At 51.4% G+C, this 20,099-nt stretch carries 18 protein-coding genes, 1 tRNA gene and 1 other RNA gene; 11 read left to right on the top strand and 9 right to left on the bottom strand.

Annotated features, from left to right (window positions below):
- The first annotated feature begins 84 nt into the window (after positions 1–84).
- The 7 genes from OGX86_RS18040 (at position 85) to OGX86_RS18070 (ending at position 4,919) form a co-directional block, all read left to right on the top strand.
- Complete coding sequence (locus OGX86_RS18040) at positions 85–525, top strand: PTS sugar transporter subunit IIA (protein ID WP_286640346.1); 441 nt, start codon at positions 85–87, stop codon at positions 523–525.
- A gap of 10 nt (positions 526–535) precedes the next feature.
- On the top strand, positions 536–802 hold the full coding sequence (locus tag OGX86_RS18045; protein ID WP_136391673.1) for a PTS sugar transporter subunit IIB: 267 nt from the start codon (positions 536–538) through the stop codon (positions 800–802).
- 31 nt (positions 803–833) lie between these two features.
- Entirely contained in the window at positions 834–2,096 is a 1,263-nt protein-coding gene (ulaA, locus tag OGX86_RS18050) for a PTS ascorbate transporter subunit IIC (protein WP_267451510.1), read from the top strand.
- Between the two features lie 22 nt (positions 2,097–2,118).
- Positions 2,119–2,796: a D-allulose 6-phosphate 3-epimerase gene (gene alsE / locus OGX86_RS18055; protein ID WP_136391675.1), complete on the top strand. Its 678-nt coding sequence runs from the start codon at positions 2,119–2,121 to the stop codon at positions 2,794–2,796.
- Between the two features lie 135 nt (positions 2,797–2,931).
- Entirely contained in the window at positions 2,932–3,402 is a 471-nt protein-coding gene (locus tag OGX86_RS18060) for a PTS sugar transporter subunit IIA (RefSeq protein ID WP_063940633.1), read from the top strand.
- A 55-nt stretch (positions 3,403–3,457) separates the two neighbouring features.
- Positions 3,458–3,769: a PTS fructose transporter subunit IIB gene (locus OGX86_RS18065; protein ID WP_136391676.1), complete on the top strand. Its 312-nt coding sequence runs from the start codon at positions 3,458–3,460 to the stop codon at positions 3,767–3,769.
- A 43-nt stretch (positions 3,770–3,812) separates the two neighbouring features.
- Positions 3,813–4,919 (top strand): PTS fructose transporter subunit IIC, encoded by a 1,107-nt coding sequence (locus OGX86_RS18070; RefSeq protein ID WP_191238696.1) that lies wholly within the window; start codon positions 3,813–3,815, stop codon positions 4,917–4,919.
- A gap of 310 nt (positions 4,920–5,229) precedes the next feature.
- Here OGX86_RS18070 and OGX86_RS18075 read toward each other — a convergent pair.
- From OGX86_RS18075 to OGX86_RS18090, 4 genes are all read right to left on the bottom strand, one after another.
- Positions 5,230–5,367, bottom strand: a non-coding RNA gene (locus OGX86_RS18075) — RtT sRNA.
- Between the two features lie 44 nt (positions 5,368–5,411).
- Positions 5,412–5,499: transfer RNA gene (locus tag OGX86_RS18080), tRNA-Ser, on the bottom strand.
- A gap of 149 nt (positions 5,500–5,648) precedes the next feature.
- A complete protein-coding gene (locus tag OGX86_RS18085) occupies positions 5,649–6,326 on the bottom strand; it encodes an isochorismatase family protein (protein ID WP_003831673.1) in 678 nt (225 codons plus the stop codon).
- 16 nt (positions 6,327–6,342) lie between these two features.
- Complete coding sequence (locus OGX86_RS18090; RefSeq protein ID WP_003831674.1) at positions 6,343–7,203, bottom strand: pirin family protein; 861 nt, start codon at positions 7,201–7,203, stop codon at positions 6,343–6,345.
- Between the two features lie 108 nt (positions 7,204–7,311).
- On the opposite strand from OGX86_RS18090, the gene OGX86_RS18095 reads away from it, so the two are divergent.
- Positions 7,312–8,223 carry a LysR family transcriptional regulator gene (locus tag OGX86_RS18095; RefSeq protein WP_003831675.1) on the top strand — a complete coding sequence of 304 codons (912 nt, stop codon included), beginning with the start codon at positions 7,312–7,314 and terminating at the stop codon, positions 8,221–8,223.
- 79 nt (positions 8,224–8,302) lie between these two features.
- Here the strand turns inward: OGX86_RS18095 and infA are convergent, their stop codons facing one another.
- From infA to trxB, 5 genes are all read right to left on the bottom strand, one after another.
- The gene (infA, locus tag OGX86_RS18100; RefSeq protein ID WP_002211347.1) at positions 8,303–8,521 is read right to left on the bottom strand and encodes a translation initiation factor IF-1; all 219 of its coding nucleotides are present in this window, start codon (positions 8,519–8,521) and stop codon (positions 8,303–8,305) included.
- Between the two features lie 285 nt (positions 8,522–8,806).
- The gene (gene aat, locus OGX86_RS18110) at positions 8,807–9,511 is read right to left on the bottom strand and encodes a leucyl/phenylalanyl-tRNA--protein transferase (RefSeq protein ID WP_032948928.1); all 705 of its coding nucleotides are present in this window, start codon (positions 9,509–9,511) and stop codon (positions 8,807–8,809) included.
- A gap of 44 nt (positions 9,512–9,555) precedes the next feature.
- Positions 9,556–11,277 carry a heme ABC transporter ATP-binding protein/permease CydC gene (gene cydC / locus OGX86_RS18115; protein ID WP_284105731.1) on the bottom strand — a complete coding sequence of 574 codons (1,722 nt, stop codon included), beginning with the start codon at positions 11,275–11,277 and terminating at the stop codon, positions 9,556–9,558.
- On the bottom strand, positions 11,278–13,044 hold the full coding sequence (gene cydD, locus OGX86_RS18120) for a heme ABC transporter permease/ATP-binding protein CydD (RefSeq protein ID WP_079934667.1): 1,767 nt from the start codon (positions 13,042–13,044) through the stop codon (positions 11,278–11,280).
- Between the two features lie 114 nt (positions 13,045–13,158).
- Positions 13,159–14,127 (bottom strand): thioredoxin-disulfide reductase, encoded by a 969-nt coding sequence (gene trxB, locus OGX86_RS18125; RefSeq protein WP_003831889.1) that lies wholly within the window; start codon positions 14,125–14,127, stop codon positions 13,159–13,161.
- Positions 14,128–14,674: 547 nt separating this feature from the next.
- Here trxB and lrp point away from each other — a divergent pair.
- The 3 genes from lrp (at position 14,675) to lolA (ending at position 20,091) form a co-directional block, all read left to right on the top strand.
- The gene (lrp, locus tag OGX86_RS18130) at positions 14,675–15,169 is read left to right on the top strand and encodes a leucine-responsive transcriptional regulator Lrp (RefSeq protein ID WP_002439523.1); all 495 of its coding nucleotides are present in this window, start codon (positions 14,675–14,677) and stop codon (positions 15,167–15,169) included.
- A gap of 134 nt (positions 15,170–15,303) precedes the next feature.
- Positions 15,304–19,368 (top strand): DNA translocase FtsK, encoded by a 4,065-nt coding sequence (ftsK, locus tag OGX86_RS18135; RefSeq protein WP_286640347.1) that lies wholly within the window; start codon positions 15,304–15,306, stop codon positions 19,366–19,368.
- A gap of 111 nt (positions 19,369–19,479) precedes the next feature.
- Positions 19,480–20,091 (top strand): outer membrane lipoprotein periplasmic chaperone LolA, encoded by a 612-nt coding sequence (gene lolA, locus OGX86_RS18140; RefSeq protein WP_003831898.1) that lies wholly within the window; start codon positions 19,480–19,482, stop codon positions 20,089–20,091.
- Positions 20,092–20,099: the final 8 nt, after the last annotated feature.

The raw sequence follows: 20,099 nt of genomic DNA on the forward strand, positions 1-20,099 counted from the left end.
GCGCTAACTTTGCGAGGAAGATCACGGTAAGGCATGAAGGCATTCCTCTATAGTAGGCTCAATTTCAACGCTATCGGGGTATTTATGATTACGACCTGGTTACCTACGGAAAATATCCAAATTGTGGATTCAGTCTGTGACTGGAAACAGGCCATTACGTTAGCGGCACAACCTTTATTGGATAAAGAGTCGATAACTCAGGCTTATATTAAAGCCATTTTAAATAGCCATCAGGAACTCGGTCCTTATTATATTTTAGCACCTGGTCTGGCGATGCCCCATGCTCGTCCGGAACAGGGTGGGATTAAAAATGGCTTATCGCTTTTGCATATTAAACAAGGCATTTCTTTTGACTCGGATGACAATGATCCTATTTATGTGGTGATTATGTTATGTGCGATTTCGGGAGATGAACACATTAATATGATCACATCCCTTGCGGATACTTTTAGCGATGATGAAAGACTTTCAGCATTGTTAAAAGCATCCTCATTGGAGAAAATTCAATCCGTTATCAACGGATAGTGAGGTAAAGATGAAAAAAATTCTGATTGTGTGTGGTAACGGTTTAGGCAGCAGTTTTATCGTTGAAATGAACGTGAAAAAAATTATTAAAGAGCTAAATAAAGAAGCAATTGTTTCTCATACTGATCTGGCGTCGGCAAAAAGTGAAACTGCAGATATTATTCTTAGTGCTAAAGATATTGCTGAACATCTATCCAGCCATGCTGCACAGGTCTTTGGCTTATCTAATTTACTGGATAACAATAGAATCAAAGAAATTCTTTCCGAGAATCTCTGACTAATTTTTTGCGGCCCTACGGAGTCATTCTATGCTGCAGTTTATTATTCATGATGTATTGGGTACACCAGCAATACTGGTCGGTCTGTTTTCCTTGATCGGTTTATTATTGCAAAAAAAAGCAGTCTCCGAGGTTATTTCCGGAACTCTTAAAACTATAATGGGTTTTGTAATACTAACATCCGGTGCGGCGATTGTTGCCACTACGTTAACAACGTTTAGCCAGTTGTTTGAGTACTCATTCCATATTCAGGGCGTTGTGCCAAATACTGACGCCATGGCGGCGTTGGCGCAGAAAAACTACGGTACCGCGACGGCAATGATCATGGTGCTGGGGATGCTGTTTAACATTGTACTTGCCCGCATTACACCGCTGAAATACATCTTTCTGACGGGGCACCACACGCTGTATATGGCGGCGATGCTGGCTGTCATTCTCTCCGTCGGCGGCCTGTCACCATTTTGGGTGATACTGGTCGGGGCGGTGATCCTCGGCATCATGATGGTGGTCTCTCCGGCCATTCTGCAGCCGTTCACTCGCAAAATAACCGGTACTGATGATCTGGCACTAGGTCATTTTGGTTCAACTGGCTATCTGCTGTCGGCGCTGGTGGGAAAAGCGGTCGGTAAAGGTAGCCCGTCAATTGAAGAAATGCAGGTGCCGAAATCACTGAATTTCCTGCGGGACTCCTCGGTTGCTATATCTCTGACGATGATGATCCTGTTTGTCATTCTGGTGCTGGTTGCAGGTAAGGAATTTGTTGAGAGCAGCGTCAGTGGTGGTCAGAACTTTATCATCTTCGCCGTTATCCAGTCGCTGACCTTTGCGGCAGGCGTGTGGATCATCCTTGCGGGTGTACGCATGATTATTGCCGAAATTGTTCCAGCCTTTAAAGGTATCGCCGACAAGTTGGTGAAAGACGCCAAACCGGCGCTCGACTGCCCAACCGTCTTTCCGTTCGCCCCGAATGCCGTAATCGTCGGTTTTCTGTCAAGTTTTGCCGCCGGTCTGGTGAGCATGTTCCTATGCCCTCTGTTTGGTTTAAGCGTCATTGTTCCGGGTTTGGTACCGCACTTCTTCTGCGGTGCGACGGCGGGCGTCTACGGCAACATCTGCGGCGGTCGCCGAGGTGCGGTGGTGGGGGCCTTCGCTCACGGTCTGCTGATTTCGTTTTTGCCTGCAATCTTGCTGCCTCTAATGGGCGACCTTGGTTTTGCATCCACCACCTTTGGGGATGCGGACTTCGGCGTTGTTGGCATCATACTTGGGCATGTCGTTTCATTATTTAACTAATTGATTCTTATGGAGGTAAGGTATGGCAGCTAAATTTTCGCCCTCGTTAATGTGTATGGATTTAACGCGGTTCAGAGAACAAATTACGGCAATGAACGGCCGGGCTGATTTTTATCACGTCGATATTATGGACGGTAGCTACGTGAAGAACATTACGCTATCACCATTCTTTATCGAAAACCTGAAGAAAATTACCGATGTACCAATAGATGTGCATTTGATGGTGAATCACCCGGAAGATATTATTCCAATGTGTATTGATGCGGGAGCCGATATTATCAGTTTCCATCCGGAAACGGCGAATAACAAAATATTCCGCCTGCTGAACCAGATTAAAGATGCTGGTCGCCGCTGTGGCGTGGTGTTGAATCCGGCAACTCCAGCGGATGCTATTAAAGAGTACGCACATCTGCTGGATAAAGTGACCGTTATGTCGGTTGACCCCGGCTACGCAGGGCAGAAGTTTATTCCGGAATCACTCACCAAAATCAAAGAACTGATTGCGATGCGTGAAAATAAAGGTTACCACTACTTGACTGAGATTGATGGATCCTGCAACGAGAAAACCTTTAATGTGATCTCCCGGTCCGGTGTTGACGTCTTTATTGTGGGAACCTCGGGCCTGTTCTCCTTAGCGGATAATGTCAGTGATGCCTGGGATAAAATGCTCGATATCTACCAGCGCGAAGTCGCTGCCTAAAATTACAGCGCGCTCAACCGTATTAAGCCATTACTTGGGGTAAAGAGTCTATTTAACCGATCTGTCTCTTTACTCTCGCTCTTGATTTATTCGGTTGAGGGCGCTGTAACCCTATTGTATTAATGAAGGTGAGTTATGAATATTTCGGATGTGCTTAATGCAAAGAACATTAAGCTAAATATGATGGCTAAAACAAAAGAAGAAGCCATTGAAGAATTAACCGACTTATTAGTACTTGATGGAGTTGTCATCAGTAAAAATGATTTTCTAAAAGATGTCTGGCTACGCGAGGAACAAGGATCCACTGGGTTCGAGAATCATGTTGCGATCCCACATGGGAAATCCTCAGGCGTAGCCCGTACTGCATTGGCTATTGGACGAACCCAGCATCAAATACCCTGGGAAACAATGGATGGTAGTGATGTTCGTTGTATTATTTTATTTGCTGTTTGTCTGGTGGATCAAAATGCAACTCATATCCGTTTACTATCACAAGTCTCTGGCTCATTAGCAGATGAAGAAATAATAGAAAAATTGCTGAAAGAAAATGATCCTCAGAAAATCATCGAACTTTTGATCCCTGAAGATGAAGGCATCAACGCTTGATTTAATCAACACCTCTGCCATAGCATAGCAAATAATTAAATCCTGGAGAATAGTTATGAATATTGTTGGCGTTACAGCCTGTACTGTAGGTATTGCACATACATATATTGCGCAAAAGAAAATTGAAATAGCTGCGAAAAAAGCAGGGCATAATGTCAAAATTGAAACACAAGGTACTATAGGTATCGAGAATACCTTAACCGCTGATGAGATCATACAAGCCGACATTGTCCTGTTAGCCGCCGATGTTAAGGTTTCTGGTGAAGAAAGGTTCGCTGGAAAGAAAGTAGTCAGAGTGCCAACTGAAATGGCAGTTAAATCTCCCAATAAGCTTATTGAAAAACTCAGTGAATTAGTAAATTCATAACTTTTACCTATGCGTATCCTATATAAATTAAAGGGCGTAATTTATGAATATTAAAGAAGTATGGAAAGCAGCAAACCCTAAGGGTCATCTGCTTACTGCCATCTCATTCTTGATTCCCATTGTTTGTGGTGCTGGATTTATTATTGCAATTGGTATGGGCCTTGGGGGGACGGTTCAGGACACTTTAGTACCGGGTCAATTTGATCTGTGGCAGGCCTTCGCGACTATGGGGGCCAAGGCGCTTGGACTATTACCCGTCGTTATAGCTATCGGGATTTCCGGTTCTATCGCAGGTAAGCCCGGTATTGCCCCTGGTTTTGTCGTTGGTTTGGCGGCTAATGCTATTGGTGCGGGCTTCATTGGTGGCATGATCGGCGGCTACATTTCCGGGTATATTGCTCTTGCTATTATTAAAAATATGAAGGTGCCTGACTGGGCTAGGGGGTTAATGCCCACATTGGTTGTACCATTTTTTGCATCCGTTCTCAGTGCCCTGATTATGGTTTATATCATCGGTACGCCTATTGGTATTTTTACAGACGCTCTGACATCGTTCCTGAGAAGTATGGGAACTTCATCTAATTTACTATTAGGTGCTGTTATAGGAGCGTTGTGTATCGTTGACTTTGGCGGTCCGATAAATAAAACATGTTTTGCATTTGTCTTAACACTCCAGGCACAGGGTATAAATGAACCAATTACGGCCCTGCAGTTAGTTAACACGGCAACACCTATTGGTTTTGGGCTTGCATTCTTTATTGCCAAACTTCTTCGCAAAAATATTTATAATAACGAAGAAATTGAAATGTTAAAATCGGCTGTTCCTATGGGGGTGGTGAATATTGTCGAAGGATCTATACCCATAGTTATGAATGATATCGTTCGTGGTATTGCTGCTGCAGCAATCGGCGGTGCTTGTGGTGGTGCAATCACCATGGTTTATGGCGCAGATGCAACAGTACCTTTTGGTGGTGTTTTGATGATTCCTACAATGTCACATCCAATGGCCGGTATTATGGCATTGATAGTTAATATATTTGTCACGGCTACTGTCTATGCCGTTATCAAAAAAGATGTTCCTCGGGATGTAATTATAAATAATGTTCAAGAAGAGGAAGATATCGATTGGGATGATATTAAAATAAGCTAAGTACGCAATAAAAGCACTCCGAACATATCGGAAAGCGTTCATCATACAGTGGGGGATTTACCCCCCCACTGGCGCGCAACATGCGAAAAAAAAGCCCGTACTTGCGTACGAGCTCTTCTTAAAATATGGCGGTGAGGGGGGGGATTGACTCGCTTTGCTCGCCCCTGCGGGGCAGCCCGTTCGCTGCGCTCCCGGTCTGTCCAACTGGCTGCGCCAGTAGTCGAACCCCGGTCGGGGCTTCTCATCCCCCCGTAGATGTGCAACATGCGAAAAAAAAGCCCGTACTTTCGTACGAGCTCTTCTTAAAATATGGCGGTGAGGGGGGATTGACTCGCTTTGCTCGCCCCTTCGGGGCAGCCCGTTCGCGATGCTCCCGGTCTGTCCAGCTGGCTGCGCCAGCAGTCGAACCCCGGTCGGGGCTTCTCATCCCCCCGCTGGTATGCAACATGCGAAAAAAAAGCCCGTACTTTCGTACGAGCTCTTCTTAAAATATGGCGGTGAGGGGGGGATTCGAACCCCCGATACGTTGCCGTATACACACTTTCCAGGCGTGCTCCTTCAGCCACTCGGACACCTCACCATATTGTATTGCTGCCTGACCGCTTGGGGGGCAACGGGGCGCTACTATAGGGAGTTGCGCTAAAACGGTCAAGCAGAATTTACGTGTTAACTCTCGTTTGGTTACGCAATATACATATTCCTCCGCCCAGGCAGGCGCGGAGGAAAGGATTAGCGCTGAGAGTCCAGTTTTTCGCCGCTGGTCACGACTTCCTGAGCTTTGCTGTAGCTTTCGATCAGCAACTGATAAGCCGGGAAGACTTTGGTATACACTTCCGCCCATTCGGCGGCGTCTTCACGGTTCCATGTACCCTGAATTTCAGAAGCGACGGCGGCGGTATCCATCGGCACGACGCCAGCCTGAACAACACGAGCCAGGGTGATTTCCTGCGCCATTTTGCTGTAAGTACCGGAAGCGTCGATCACTGCGAAGACCTTATAGCCTTCCGCAACCGCGCTGATAGCCGGGAAAGCCATGCACACGCTGGTAATCGTACCGGCGATAATCAGCGTTTTACGACCCGTTGCTTTGACCGCTTTCACGAAATCTTCGTTATCCCAGGCGTTGATTTCGCCTTTACGCGCCACGTATTGGGCATGCGGCGCATTGGCGTGGATCTCAGGGATCAGCGGGCCGTTAGGTCCCTGCGGTACGGATGCCGTGGTAATCACCGGCATCTTCGCCAGAGTCGCCATTTTAGCCAGCGCGGCGGCACGCGCACGCAGTTCTGGCATTGGCATGTCGCCGACGGTCTGGAACAGCCCGCTCTGATGATCGATAAGCAGCATGACGGAATCATTCACATCGATGACCGGACGTGAACCATTAAAGTTTGCAGGACTGGACATATTCTTCTCCTTCGATTCAGATTTGGCCAAAGCGGCCGGAGTTAAAATCGCGTACGGCTTCAGCGATTTCTTGTTTCGTGTTCATTACAAACGGACCGTAACCTACAATCGGCTCGTTCAACGGTTCTCCAGAAAGCAGCAGCACGCTGGCGTCGCTGGAGGCTTCAATATGCAGCGTTTTCCCCTGCTGGCTCAGCACCACCAGTTGCGCTTCGCTGGCAGACGTAGTGCCGTTTACGGTGATATTTCCTTTCAATACCACCAGGGCAGTGCTCCATCCTTCCGGCTGGGACAACGTGAGCTGATGATTACGTTGCAAACGCATATCCCAGACGTTCAGCGGCGAGAAGGTATGTGCCGGGCCTTTTGTATCCTGATAGCTGCCCGCAATCACACGAACGCTCCCTGCTTCATCAGGCAGGGCGACAGTGGGGATCACATCGCTGCTGATGCCCTGGTAACCCGGAACGGCCATTTTGTCTTTTGCTGGCAGATTGACCCACAGCTGTACCATTTCCAGTTCGCCACCCTGACGGGTAAATTCAGGTGAATGGAACTCTTCGTGTAATATTCCTGCTCCTGCGGTCATCCACTGCACGTCGCCGGGGCCGATAATGCCGCCGCGACCGGTTGAATCACGGTGTTCAACTTCGCCGCTGTAAACGATGGTCACCGTCTCAAAACCACGGTGAGGGTGTTCGCCTACGCCGCGTTTTTCGTTACCCGGCGTAAACGTATGTGGGCCGGCGTAATCCAGCAGCAGGAACGGACTTAGTTGCTCAGCATGAGACTGGTAAGAAAACATCGAGCGAACCGGAAATCCATCGCCAACCCAGTGTGGGCGAGGTGCGGTGTAGACGCCTGTTACTTGTTTCATATGTGTCTCCTCTGTGGCGTTATCTTGATGTGAATAAGCTTATATTCATGACAGCGAGCTGAGTAGTAGCTAAAATAGTCCTCACTGTCTCATAAATAGGACAATTAGATGACAAAGCCGGATCTCAATGATTTTGCATGGTTTGTGCATGTTGTAGAGGAAGGGGGATTCGCGGCGGCGGGTCGGGCGCTTGATGAACCGAAATCAAAACTAAGCCGACGGATAGCGCAACTGGAAGAGACGCTGGGAGTTCGACTGATTCAGCGAACCACCCGCCAGTTTAACGTGACGGAAGTTGGGCAAACCTTTTACGAGCACTGTAAGGCGATGCTGGTGGAAGCGCAGGCAGCGCAGGATGCGATTGCCGCGTTACAGGTTGAACCGCGTGGCGTGGTGAAGTTGACGTGTCCGGTCACGCTGCTGCATGTGCATATCGGGCCAATGCTTGCCCGTTTTATGGCGCGTTATCCTGACGTATCAGTGCAACTGGAGGCCACTAACCGCCGCGTGGACGTTGTTGGAGAGGGCCTGGACGTGGCGATTCGCGTCAGGCCCCGACCATTTGAGGATAGCGACCTGGTGATGCGTGTGCTGGCGGACAGGGGACATCGTTTGTATGCCAGCCCGCAGTTAATAGAGCAAATGGGAACGCTACATTCTCCGGCGGAGTTGACGCGTTGGCCGGGCCTGAGTCTGGCGACGGGTAAACATGTGCATCGTTGGGAGTTATTCGGGCCGCAGGGTGCACGTGCGGAGGTGCATTTCACGCCGCGTATGATCACCACCGATATGCTGGCGTTACGTGAAGCCGCAGTTGCCGGTGTTGGGGTAGTTCAACTTCCACAGCTGATGGTAAAAGATCAAGTAGCCGCGGGTGAACTGGTGGCATTGCTCGACGGCTGGGAACCGAAGCGAGAAATAATTCACGCAGTCTTTCCATCACGCAGGGGATTATTGCCGTCAGTACGCACATTAGTGGATTTCTTAACGGAAGAATATGCGCGGATGATTGAGGATTAAATACCTGACCTTGGCCCACAAAAAAGGCCGGTTAAACCGACCTTTTATTATCTGGACGCCATTCGGGCGTTAAAAACAATCAGCGACTACGGAAGACAATGCGGCCTTTGCTCAGGTCGTACGGGGTCAGCTCAACAGTCACTTTGTCGCCCGTCAGGATGCGGATATAGTTTTTACGCATTTTACCGGAGATGTGTGCAGTAACCACGTGACCGTTTTCTAACTCTACGCGGAACATGGTATTAGGTAACGTATCGAGAACGGTACCCTGCATTTCAATATTGTCTTCTTTGGCCATCTAATCCTCTGGGGTATCACTACCGTAATTTGAACCGGCAAGATAATGCCGAAGTTCTTTTAATAAGTAAAGATTTGTGCGTTTAAAACACAGCAAATCGGGTTTGGCGCATTACTCTAACCACACACGGCAAAGCCGCACTTAAAGCGCAACGTGTAAGGGAACGAGGAGATAAACGATAGGCGTTGCCTGACGCGAACTGTTCCTTAACGGCGGCGGGGTAATGGGCTAAACCAACTCTGCGCGACAATTATAACACCCCGACAAAAAATGTGCCGAAAACATTCACCCCTGAGGCGAAAATAACGTCCTGGGAACCCAGAAATGGCTCGGTAGCCGCTGCTGGCGCAGTCTGCTCAGGTGTTCAAGGTACTCCCGACGTGGGGTTTCGACGGCGCCTAGCGAAGCTGTGTGGCTATTTAATACCTGGCAATCGATTAATTTTCCGCCCTGACGGATAAATTCAGCGCAAAAAACAAGCAGTGCGGTTTTGGACGCATTTTCCTGACGGCTGAACATTGATTCGCCACAAAATAGCGTACCTTGCGCCACGCCATACATACCGCCCACTAATTCATTTTGTCGCCATACTTCAATGGAGTGCGCATGGCCCAGCTCGTGCAGGCGATGGTAGGCGTCCACTACATCATGCGTTATCCAGGTACCTTCTTCCCGGTCGTTGGCGCAGCCTTCAATCACCTGACCGAACGCGTAATTGAGCGTCACGCGATAAGGCGAGTTTTTATGAAAACGTTTCATGCTGCGGCTGAGATGAAATTTCTCGGGCCAAAGAATGGCGCGTGGATCGGGCGACCACCAAAGGATTGGGTCGCCAGGTGAAAACCACGGGAAAATTCCGCGCTGGTAGGCCATTAACAGTCGGGCTGGACTGAGATCACCGCCAAGCGCCAACAAACCGTTAGGCTCGCGTAAAGCGCCTTCCGGTGAAGGGAAGGCTATAGAATGGCGGGACAATTGCACCAGGCGCATGACAGCGAAACTCCACTACGCGAGTTTGATCGTTCAATAATAGCTTACAGACGTTGCTTAAACTGGTAATAACGCCCCTGCCGGGCTAACAAATCTGCGTGATTACCTTGCTCAATAATGTGTCCGTTGTCCATCACTATTATTTGATCAAAACGTGACAAGCCGCGCAGACGATGTGTCACCATCAGTACGGTTTTATCGCGCATGACATCGCCAATTAATTCAAGCATTTGGCTTTCTGTTGTGGCATCAAGCCCTTCGGTCGGTTCATCCAGCAGCATCAGTGGGGCATCGTGCAATAAGGCGCGAGCGATAGCCAGACGACGGAGTTCGCCGCCAGAAAGCTGACGACCGCCTTCGCCTAACCAGGCATTGAGTCCATCACCCTCTAGCAGTTTGTCCAGACCGACGCGGCACAGCATTGCGGATAATGTGTCATCACTGGCGTGCGGTGCTGCCAGCAGCAGGTTATCGCGAAGCGTCGCGCTGAACAGGTGCACGCGCTGTGGCACGACGCTGATGCTCTGGCGCAGCGTGGCTTCACTGAGGGCTGAAATCGGCTGCTCATTAATCAGAATTTCGCCATGCTGCGGATCCCATGCGCGGGTCAGCAATTGTAGTAACGTTGACTTACCGCAGCCAGTGCGACCGAGAATCGCAATGTGTTCACCGGGCTGAGCCTGCAGTGAAAGGGTGTCGAGCGCTTTTTGTGTTTGCCCCGGATAGCTGAATGAAACATCGCGTAGCGTGAGAGTGACCTGCTCAGAAACTGGAGAACCGGCATCCGGGAAGGTGACTTCTGGCTGCTGTTCGGTCAGTTCGGTGATGCGCAGCGCAGAGGCAATAACCTGTCCGAGATGCTGAAATGCCCCGGTGACGGGGGCCAAAGCTTCAAACGCGGCCAGCGCACAGAAGACAAACAGTGCGATCAGCGCGCCAGGCTGGGTATTGCCACCCACGCCGCCGGAGGCCATCCATAACATCACAACCACTGCCAGTGCGCCGACTAACAGCATGACCGCCTGTGATAGCGCCGTTAATTCAGACTGACGTCGTTGGGCTTCATGCCACTGCAACTCGGTGGCTTCCATTTGGGCGCGGTAACGTTCACTGGCGCCAAAGATGGTCAGTTCAGCCTGGCCCTGCAGCCAGGATGTTAACTGCTGACGATACTGCCCACGTAAATGCGTCAAACTTTGCCCGGTGCTTTTACCTGCCTGATAAAAGAGTGGGGGCAGGATAAATAAGGTCAGCAGCATAATACCGCCGAGAGTGATAGCCAGCGTGAAATCGAGAACGCTTAGCCCGAGCGTGACCACCATGATGACGACAAAAGCGCCCACAAGCGGGGAGAGCACGCGCAAATAGAGATGATCGAGCGTGTCGACATCCGCCACCACGCGGTTAAGCAATTCACCTTGTCCATAACGGGACAGGCCAGCAGGGGAGAGCGGCAGCAGTTTGCTGAAGGTATAAATACGCAAATGTTGCAGCACGCGGAACGTCGCGTCGTGACTGACCAATCGCTCGAAATAGCGGCCCGCGGTTCGGGTGATTGCCGCACCGCGCACCCCGGCAGCAGGGAGCATATAGTTAAAACTGTAAATCCCGGTGACACCCACCACAGCAGAAGCCGACAGGAACCAGCCGGAAAGCGTCAGCAAACCAATACTTGCCAGCAGTGTGACGATCGCCAGAACGATCCCCAGGGTTAACATCCATTTGTGACGTTTATACAGCGTCAGATAAGGTAGCAAAGCGCGCATTTAAATGTCCTCCTGACGATGAGCCAGTAATGTCGCAAACGCCCCGTTGGCTGCGCTAAGTTCGGCATAAGTGCCTTGTTCAACGATCTGTCCGTCCTGCATCACCCAGATAACGTCCCAGTCGGCAAGATCTTCAAGTTGGTGTGTCACCATCAGCGTGGTCTGGCGGCGTGACGCTGCTTTCAACGCCTGCATCACGCGTTGTTCGCTGTGTGCATCAAGGCTGGCGGCGGGCTCGTCAAGCAACAACAACTGACATGGATTGAGTAAGGCGCGAGCCACGGCAACGCGTTGCGCTTGTCCGACAGAAAGTCGAGCAGCCTGATCGCCTACTGGTGTATCCACACCCTGTGGCAGAAGTGGTAAAAACTCACTGACCCAGGCGCTGTCGAGTGCGGCTTGCAGCTGTTCTTCGCTGGCATCGGGGCGAGCGAGCAGCACGTTATCGCGTAACGTGGCGGCAGGGAGCTGCGGGTTTTGTCCAACCCAGGACAGCTGTTTGCGCCAGCAATCAGGCGACAGGTCGCGCAGCTCAAAGCCGTTAATCCGCAGCGAACCCTGATAAGAGAGAAAACCGGACAGGACATTGAGCAACGAACTTTTGCCGGAGCCGCTGCGGCCAACCAGCACCGCGCGTTGGCCCGCTGGCAGGGTAAAGTTGAGCGGACCTGCAAGCACTTTACCTTCCGGCGAGGTGATGACCAGATCTTCTGCTTCAATTGTAACTGCGTCTTTTGTTGTCAGCTCAATATCGCCACGCTCAGGATGTGCAAGCGGGGTTTCCATGAAGGTTTTCAGACTGTCTGCAGCACCAACGGCTTGTGCTTTGGCGTGATAGAACGTACCCAGATCGCGCAGGGGCTGGAAAAATTCCGGCGCCAGAATGAGCGCGAGGAAGCCAGCCGCCAATGTGACGCCCGTCCCGTAGTGGCCAAAATCGAGTTCACCGAGGTAGGAAAAACCGAAGTAAACCGCGACCAGTGCAATGGATAGGGAGGTAAAGAACTCAAGGACACCGGATGACAGAAACGCCAGGCGCAGGACTTCCATGGTGCGCTGGCGGAAATCCTGTGACGCTGCGCGGATGCTTTCTGTTTCGGCTTCACCGCGGCCAAAGATTCTTAGCGTCTCCATGCCCCGCAGGCGATCGAGAAAATGGCCGCTGAGGCGGGCAAGAGCCTGAAAGTTGCGGCGGTTAGCATCGGCTGCACCCATACCAACCATCGCCATAAACAACGGGATCAGCGGGGCAGTTCCAAGCAGAATAAGGGCGGCTACCCAGTTTGACGGGAATACCGCCGCCACGATCAATAAGGGGACGCATACGGCCAGCGCCATTTGCGGCAGATAACGTGCATAGTAATCATGCATGTCATCAATCTGTTCCAGGATTAGCGTAGCCCAGCTCCCGGCTGGTTTGCCTTGTATCCAGGCGGGACCTGCTTGTTGCAGACGGTCAAGCACCTGGCGACGAATCTCAAAGCGGATATGTTGGCCAGCATGAAACCCGACGCGTTCGCGTAACCAGACGACCCATGCCCGCAGGATGAAAATCAATACCAGCACAATGAAAGGGAGCAGAAGCGCCTCTCTGGGGATATTGTCCATGATCATATGGTCGAGAATTCGGGCCATGAGCCAGGCCTGAGCGACAATTAACAGGCCGCTCACGAAACCCAACAGGCGTGAAATGTTCAGCCATCGTTGGGAAATTACACTTTGCTGTTTTAACCAGCGGGTCAGCTCTTTTTGACGGGTTTTATTCATTGCACGCTTAGCAGGTGAGTTATTGGAATTTTTGGGCAGGACAATGTTACAACGAGGCAAAAATAAAGGCGACTTATAGTCGCCTTTTTTACTTTTGTTACTGATTTGTAAAACTTATTTGCAAGCGTCTGCCAGACCGTCGAGATAACGCTCTGCGTCAAGCGCAGCCATACAACCGGTGCCTGCTGAAGTGATCGCCTGGCGATAAATATGGTCCATCACATCACCGGCGGCGAATACACCCGGGATGCTGGTTTGGGTGGCGTTACCATGAATACCGGACTGAACTTTGATGTAGCCATTTTCCAGTTCAAGCTGACCGTCAAAAATGGCGGTATTCGGGCTGTGACCGATAGCGACAAACAACCCTGCAACGTCAAGTGACTCGACGTTGTCAGTGTTTTGCGTATCGCGCAGGCGCAGTCCGGTTACGCCCATTTGATCGCCGGTCACTTCTTCCAGTGTGCGGTGGGTATGCAGCACGATGTTGCCGTTTTCGACTTTATCCATCAAACGCTTGATCAGGATTTTTTCGGCGCGGAAGCTGTCGCGACGGTGAATCAAATGCACTTCAGATGCGATATTCGCCAGGTACAGCGCTTCTTCAACAGCAGTGTTGCCGCCGCCGATCACCGCAACTTTTTGGTTACGGTAGAAGAAACCGTCGCAGGTCGCGCAGGCGGAAACGCCACGGCCTTTGAAGGCTTCTTCTGAAGGCAGACCCAGGTAGCGTGCTGACGCACCGGTGGCGATGATCAGTGCGTCACAGGTGTATTCACCGCTGTCGCCGGTCAGACGGAAAGGGCGGTTTTGCAGATCAACTTTGCTGATATGATCAAAAATAATTTCAGTTTCAAATTTGGTCGCATGTTCGTGCATGCGTTCCATCAGCAATGGGCCTGTAAGATCGTGCGGATCGCCAGGCCAGTTCTCCACTTCTGTTGTTGTGGTCAACTGACCACCTTTTTCCATACCGGTAATCAGTACCGGTTGCAGGTTCGCGCGTGCAGCGTAGACCGCAGCGGTATACCCCGCAGGGCCAGAGCCCAGAATAAGAAGTTTACTGTGTTTGGTTGCGCCCATGAGATCCCCATAGTTGTTAGCAGGCAATGAGCAGGATTGTAGGGAATTTACAGGCGTAAAAAAAGAGTATGGCGATTTTGTTAACAATATGTGTAATAGCGAGAACCGATGAACGGCAGAATTAGTCGTAATACTATAACGATTTCTACTTAAAATCGGTCAGTTATAAGGTGATAAAATGACGATTTTCCATCACTGCGAATGAATAACTGGCATGTTGTACTAAAAATCGATGTTTTGCTTTGACAATCCCCTGCTGTTTTGCGAAAACATTCAAGGAAGAAAAAAACTGTGTCATGTATGTGCTGCATAATCATGCATGTAGATACCATGTTTACCGTGTTAGCGAAATCTACGCATGGTGTGGACAGATGCCATTCGTGATGTCGATAGCCGCCGACAGGCAACGGTCTTCTCACCATAAACCCAGGCATTGCGAACCGAAAATCCCTCTGGGTTGCGGTTTATTTTGATGGGTAGCGACTCTGAACAGTGATGTTGGTAGAGTCAGGCAGGAGTAGGGAAGGAATACAGAGAGACAATAATAATGGTAGATAGTAAGAAGCGCCCTGGCAAAGATCTCGACCGTATCGATCGTAACATTCTTAATGAGCTGCAAAAGGATGGGCGTATTTCTAACGTCGAGCTTTCTAAACGTGTGGGACTTTCACCAACGCCCTGCCTTGAGCGTGTGCGTCGGTTGGAAAGACAGGGTTTTATTCAGGGCTATACAGCGCTGTTAAACCCGCATTATCTGGATGCATCACTTCTGGTTTTTGTTGAGATTACTCTGAATCGTGGCGCCCCGGATGTGTTTGAGCAATTTAACTCTGCAGTACAAAAACTTGAAGAAATTCAAGAGTGTCATTTGGTTTCCGGTGATTTCGACTATTTGCTGAAAACACGCGTACCGGATATGTCGGCATACCGTAAGCTGTTGGGGGAAACCCTGCTGCGTCTGCCTGGCGTGAATGACACACGTACTTATGTAGTAATGGAAGAAGTCAAACAGAGCAATCGTCTGGTAATTAAGACGCGCTAACACGGAACAGGTGCAAAATCGACGCAGTTTGATTACACTCCTGTTAATCCATACAGCAACAGTGCCGGGGCAACCCGGTGCTGTTGTCCGTTTTAGCATCGGGCAGGAAAAGCCCGAAACCTGGAGAGCCGTTTTTGAGCCAGGAATACACTGAAGACAAAGACGTCACATTGACGAAGTTAAGCAGCGGGCGCCGACTTCTGGAAGCGCTACTGATCCTTATTGCCCTTTTTGCCGTCTGGTTGATGGCTGCCTTACTCAGCTTTAACCCTTCGGATCCCAGTTGGTCGCAAACCGCGTGGCATGAGCCTATCCATAATCTGGGTGGAATACCTGGAGCATGGCTGGCGGACACGCTGTTCTTTATTTTTGGCGTCATGGCCTACACCATCCCCGTCATCATTGTCGGTGGCTGCTGGTTTGCCTGGCGACATCAGGCCAGCGACGAATACGTCGATTATTTTGCCGTCTCGCTACGCATTATTGGCGTTCTGGCGCTGATTCTCACTTCCTGCGGGCTGGCCGCAATTAACGCCGATGACATCTGGTATTTCGCCTCTGGCGGCGTGATCGGCAGTCTGCTCAGCACCACGCTACAACCATTGCTGCACAGCAGCGGCGGCACGCTGACGTTGTTGTGCATTTGGGCAGCGGGATTAACGCTGTTCACCGGTTGGTCATGGGTGAGCATTGCGGAAAAACTGGGTGGCTGGTTACTCAATATCCTGACGTTTGCCAGCAACCGTACCCGCCGCGACGATACCTGGGTCGATGACGAAGAGTATGAAGACGAAGAAGAGTCTGTCGACGCCGCTGATGGCAAACCCCATGAATCGCGCCGAGCTCGTATCCTGCGCGGTGCGTTAGCGCGCCGTAAACGTCTGGCGGAGAAATTTACCAACCCGCTTGGTCGTCATACCGATGCGGCGCTGTTCTCCGGCAAACGCATGGATGATGAAGACGAAATTGAATACAGCGCCCGTGGCGTGGTTGCCGATCCTAATGATGTGCTGTTTTCCGGTAATCGCGCGACGCTGCCTGAATATGACGAACTTGATCCACTGCTTAACGGCCACTCGGTGACCGAGCCTGTAGCTGCAGCAGCTGCAGCTACAACAGCCGCTCAGGCCTGGAGCGCACCGGTCGATCCGTTACTGCAAACGTCACCCGTGACCAACACTGTTATGGAGCAACCGGTCCCAACCGTGGCCTGGCAACCCGTGCTTGGCCCGCAAACCGGTGATGCCGCGATTGCACCAGCGCCTGAAGGTTATCCGCAGCCAGCCCAGTACGCGCAACCTCCGGTGCAGCAGCCTTATGAGCCATGGCAACAACCGGTTGTGGAGCAGAGTCCGCAGCCGCAATATTACGCACAGCAGCCCGTTGAACCTGTTTATACGCAGCCTGTCGCGCCGCAGCCGGAACCTGTTTATCAGCCGGAGCCCGTGCTGCAACCTGTCTATCAACAGGATCCGACCTCTCAACAGAACGCCGCATTCCAGCAGCCTGGTTATCAGCCGGAGCCTGTGCAGCAACCTGTTTATCAGCAGGATCCAACTTTTCAACAGAGCACTACGTTCCAGCAGCCTGTGGTTGAACAACCAACAGTGGTGGAACCTGAGCCGGTGGTTGAAGAAGTTAAACCGACTCGTCCGCCGCTCTATTACTTTGAAGAAGTCGAAGAGAAACGTGCGCGTGAGCGTGAGCAACTGGCCGCATGGTATCAGCCGATTCCAGAACCTGCTCAGGAACCTGAGCGTGTTAAGCCGTCTACGCCGTCTATGCCGACGACTGCATCCATACCGCCCGTTGAGTCTGTTGCTGCCGTTGCACCGCTGGCCGCTGGCGTAAAAAGCGCCGCGTTAGGGGCGAGTGCCGCTGCCGCAGCACCTGTCTTTAGCCTTGCAGGCAGCGGTACGCCGCGTCCGCAGGTGAAAGAGGGCATTGGCCCGCAGTTGCCGCGTCCGAATCGTGTGCGCGTGCCTACTCGTCGTGAGCTGGCTTCATATGGCATAAAACTGCCGTCACAGCGTATGGCTGAAGAGAAAGCGCGCGAAGAGCAGCTTGATACAGATGCGTACAGTGACGATGAAATGGATGCAATGCAGCAGGACGAGCTGGCACGTCAGTTCGCTCAGTCGCAGCAGCATCGTTATGGCGAAGAGTATCAGGACGATACCCACCAGACTGATGACGAAGATTCAGCCGCAGAAGCGGAGCTTGCTCGCCAGTTTGCGTCTTCTCAGCAGCAGCGTTATTCCGGTGAACAGCCTGCCGGAGCGAATCCATTCTCCCTCGATGACTTTGAATTTTCGCCAATGAAAACGCTGGTGGATGAGGGGCCGCATGAGCCGCTGTTTACGCCTGGCGTAATGCCGGAGCCCGCGCCGCAGTACCAGGAACCCGTTGCGCCGCAGCAGCATTATCAGCAACCGGCGCAGCCAGTTGCACCGCAGCAGCACTATCAGCAACCGGCGCAGCCAGTTGCACCGCAGCAGCACTATCAGCAACCGACACAGCCAGTTGCACCACAGCAGCATTATCAGCAACCAGCGCAGCCAGTTGCATCGCAGCAGCATTATCAGCAGCCAACGCAGCCAGTTGCATCGCAGCAGCATTATCAGCAGCCAACGCAGCCTGTTACACCGCCGCCGCAGGATAGTCTGATCCATCCGCTGCTAATGCGTAATGGCGACAGTCGTCCGGCGCACCGTCCAAGTACGCCTCTGCCATCGTTAGATCTGCTCACGCCGCCGCCGAGCGAAGTTGAGCCGATAGATACGTTCGCGCTGGAGCAAATGGCACGTCTGGTGGAAGCGCGTCTGGCGGATTTCCGCATTAAAGCCGATGTGGTGAACTACTCTCCAGGTCCGGTGATTACACGCTTTGAGCTTAATCTGGCTCCAGGGGTTAAAGCGGCGCGTATTTCCAACCTGTCACGAGATCTGGCGCGTTCATTGTCGACCGCGGCGGTACGTGTGGTCGAGGTTATTCCAGGCAAACCGTATGTCGGACTGGAGTTACCGAATAAAAAACGTCAAACCGTTTATCTGCGTGAAGTGCTGGATAACGCTAAATTCCGTGATAACTCATCTCCGCTGACCGTGGTGCTGGGTAAAGATATTGCGGGCGAACCGGTGGTTGCCGATCTGGCGAAAATGCCGCACCTGCTGGTGGCAGGGACAACCGGTTCCGGTAAGTCTGTTGGGGTGAACGCCATGATCCTCAGCATGCTGTACAAAGCGCAGCCGGAAGACGTTCGCTTTATCATGATTGACCCAAAAATGCTGGAACTTTCTGTTTATGAAGGTATTCCGCATCTGCTTACTGAAGTTGTGACCGACATGAAAGATGCCGCCAATGCCTTGCGTTGGAGCGTCAATGAAATGGAACGTCGCTACAAACTGATGTCGGCGCTTGGCGTGCGTAACCTTGCCGGTTATAACGATAAGATTGCTGAAGCCGCCCGTATGGGACGTCCGATTCCGGACCCATACTGGAAGCCGGGCGACAGCATGGATGTTCAACATCCGGTGCTGGAAAAACTGCCGTATATCGTGGTGCTGGTGGATGAATTCGCAGACCTGATGATGACCGTTGGCAAAAAGGTGGAAGAACTGATTGCTCGTCTGGCGCAAAAAGCGCGTGCGGCGGGTATTCACCTGGTGCTGGCAACCCAGCGACCGTCAGTTGACGTTATCACCGGTCTGATTAAAGCGAACATCCCGACGCGTATCGCCTTTACAGTGTCCAGTAAAATTGACTCGCGTACCATCCTTGACCAGGGCGGCGCGGAATCGCTGTTGGGTATGGGTGACATGCTTTATTCTGCACCAAACTCGACGATCCCTGTGCGTGTACACGGCGCCTTTGTACGCGATGAAGAAGTTCACGCGGTAGTTCAGGACTGGAAAGCGCGCGGCCGTCCACAATACGTTGATGGCATTACCTCTGACAGCGAAAGCGAAGGCGGCGGTGGCGGCTTTGATGGTGGTGAAGAACTGGATCCGCTGTTCGATCAGGCGGTGAACTTTGTTACTCAGAAACGCAAAGCCTCAATCTCCGGCGTCCAACGTCAGTTCCGTATCGGTTACAACCGAGCGGCGCGCATCATCGAACAGATGGAAGCGCAGGGAATAGTCAGCGAACAAGGGCATAATGGTAATCGTGAAGTGCTGGCTCCGCCGCCCTTCGAATGATTGCAAAGTTAAGTAATTCAGTATTTTCTACTTTCCTCATGCTGATTTTTGGCCTGAAATGGATAGCAGAGGGATCTCCCCGTTGGGAGTGACGTATTTTGAGGAATAACGATGAAAAGAATCGCAATCACCTGTGCATTACTGTCTAGCTTTGTGGTGAGCAGCGTCTGGGCTGACGCTGCCAGCGACCTGAAAAGCCGTCTGGATAAAGTCAGCAGCTTCCATGCCAGCTTTACTCAGAAGGTCACGGACGGTAGCGGCGCTGCGGTGCAGGAGGGTCAGGGCGACTTATGGGTTAAACGCCCTAATCTTTTTAACTGGCATATGACGCAGCCTGACGAGAGCATCCTGGTTTCCGATGGTAAAACGCTGTGGTTCTTTAACCCGTTTGTTGAGCAGGCGACTGCGACCTGGTTGAAAGACGCCACGGGCAACACGCCGTTCATGCTGATTGCGCGTAACCAGGCCAGCGACTGGCAACAGTACAACATTAAGCAAAACGGCGACGATTTCGTGCTGACGCCAAAAACCAGCAGCGGTAACCTGAAGCAGTTTACTATCAATGTTGGGCGGGACGGGACGATCCATCAGTTCAGTGCCGTTGAGCAAGACGATCAGCGCAGCAGCTATCAGCTGAAATCTCAGCAGAATGGTGCGATTGAACCTTCGAAATTCACCTTTACCCCGCCGCAAGGTGTAACGGTTGACGATCAACGTAAGTAGAGGCGTGT

The sequence above is a fragment of the Citrobacter sp. Cpo040 genome, assembly GCF_030332915.1.
GTDB lineage: Bacteria > Pseudomonadota > Gammaproteobacteria > Enterobacterales > Enterobacteriaceae > Citrobacter > Citrobacter portucalensis.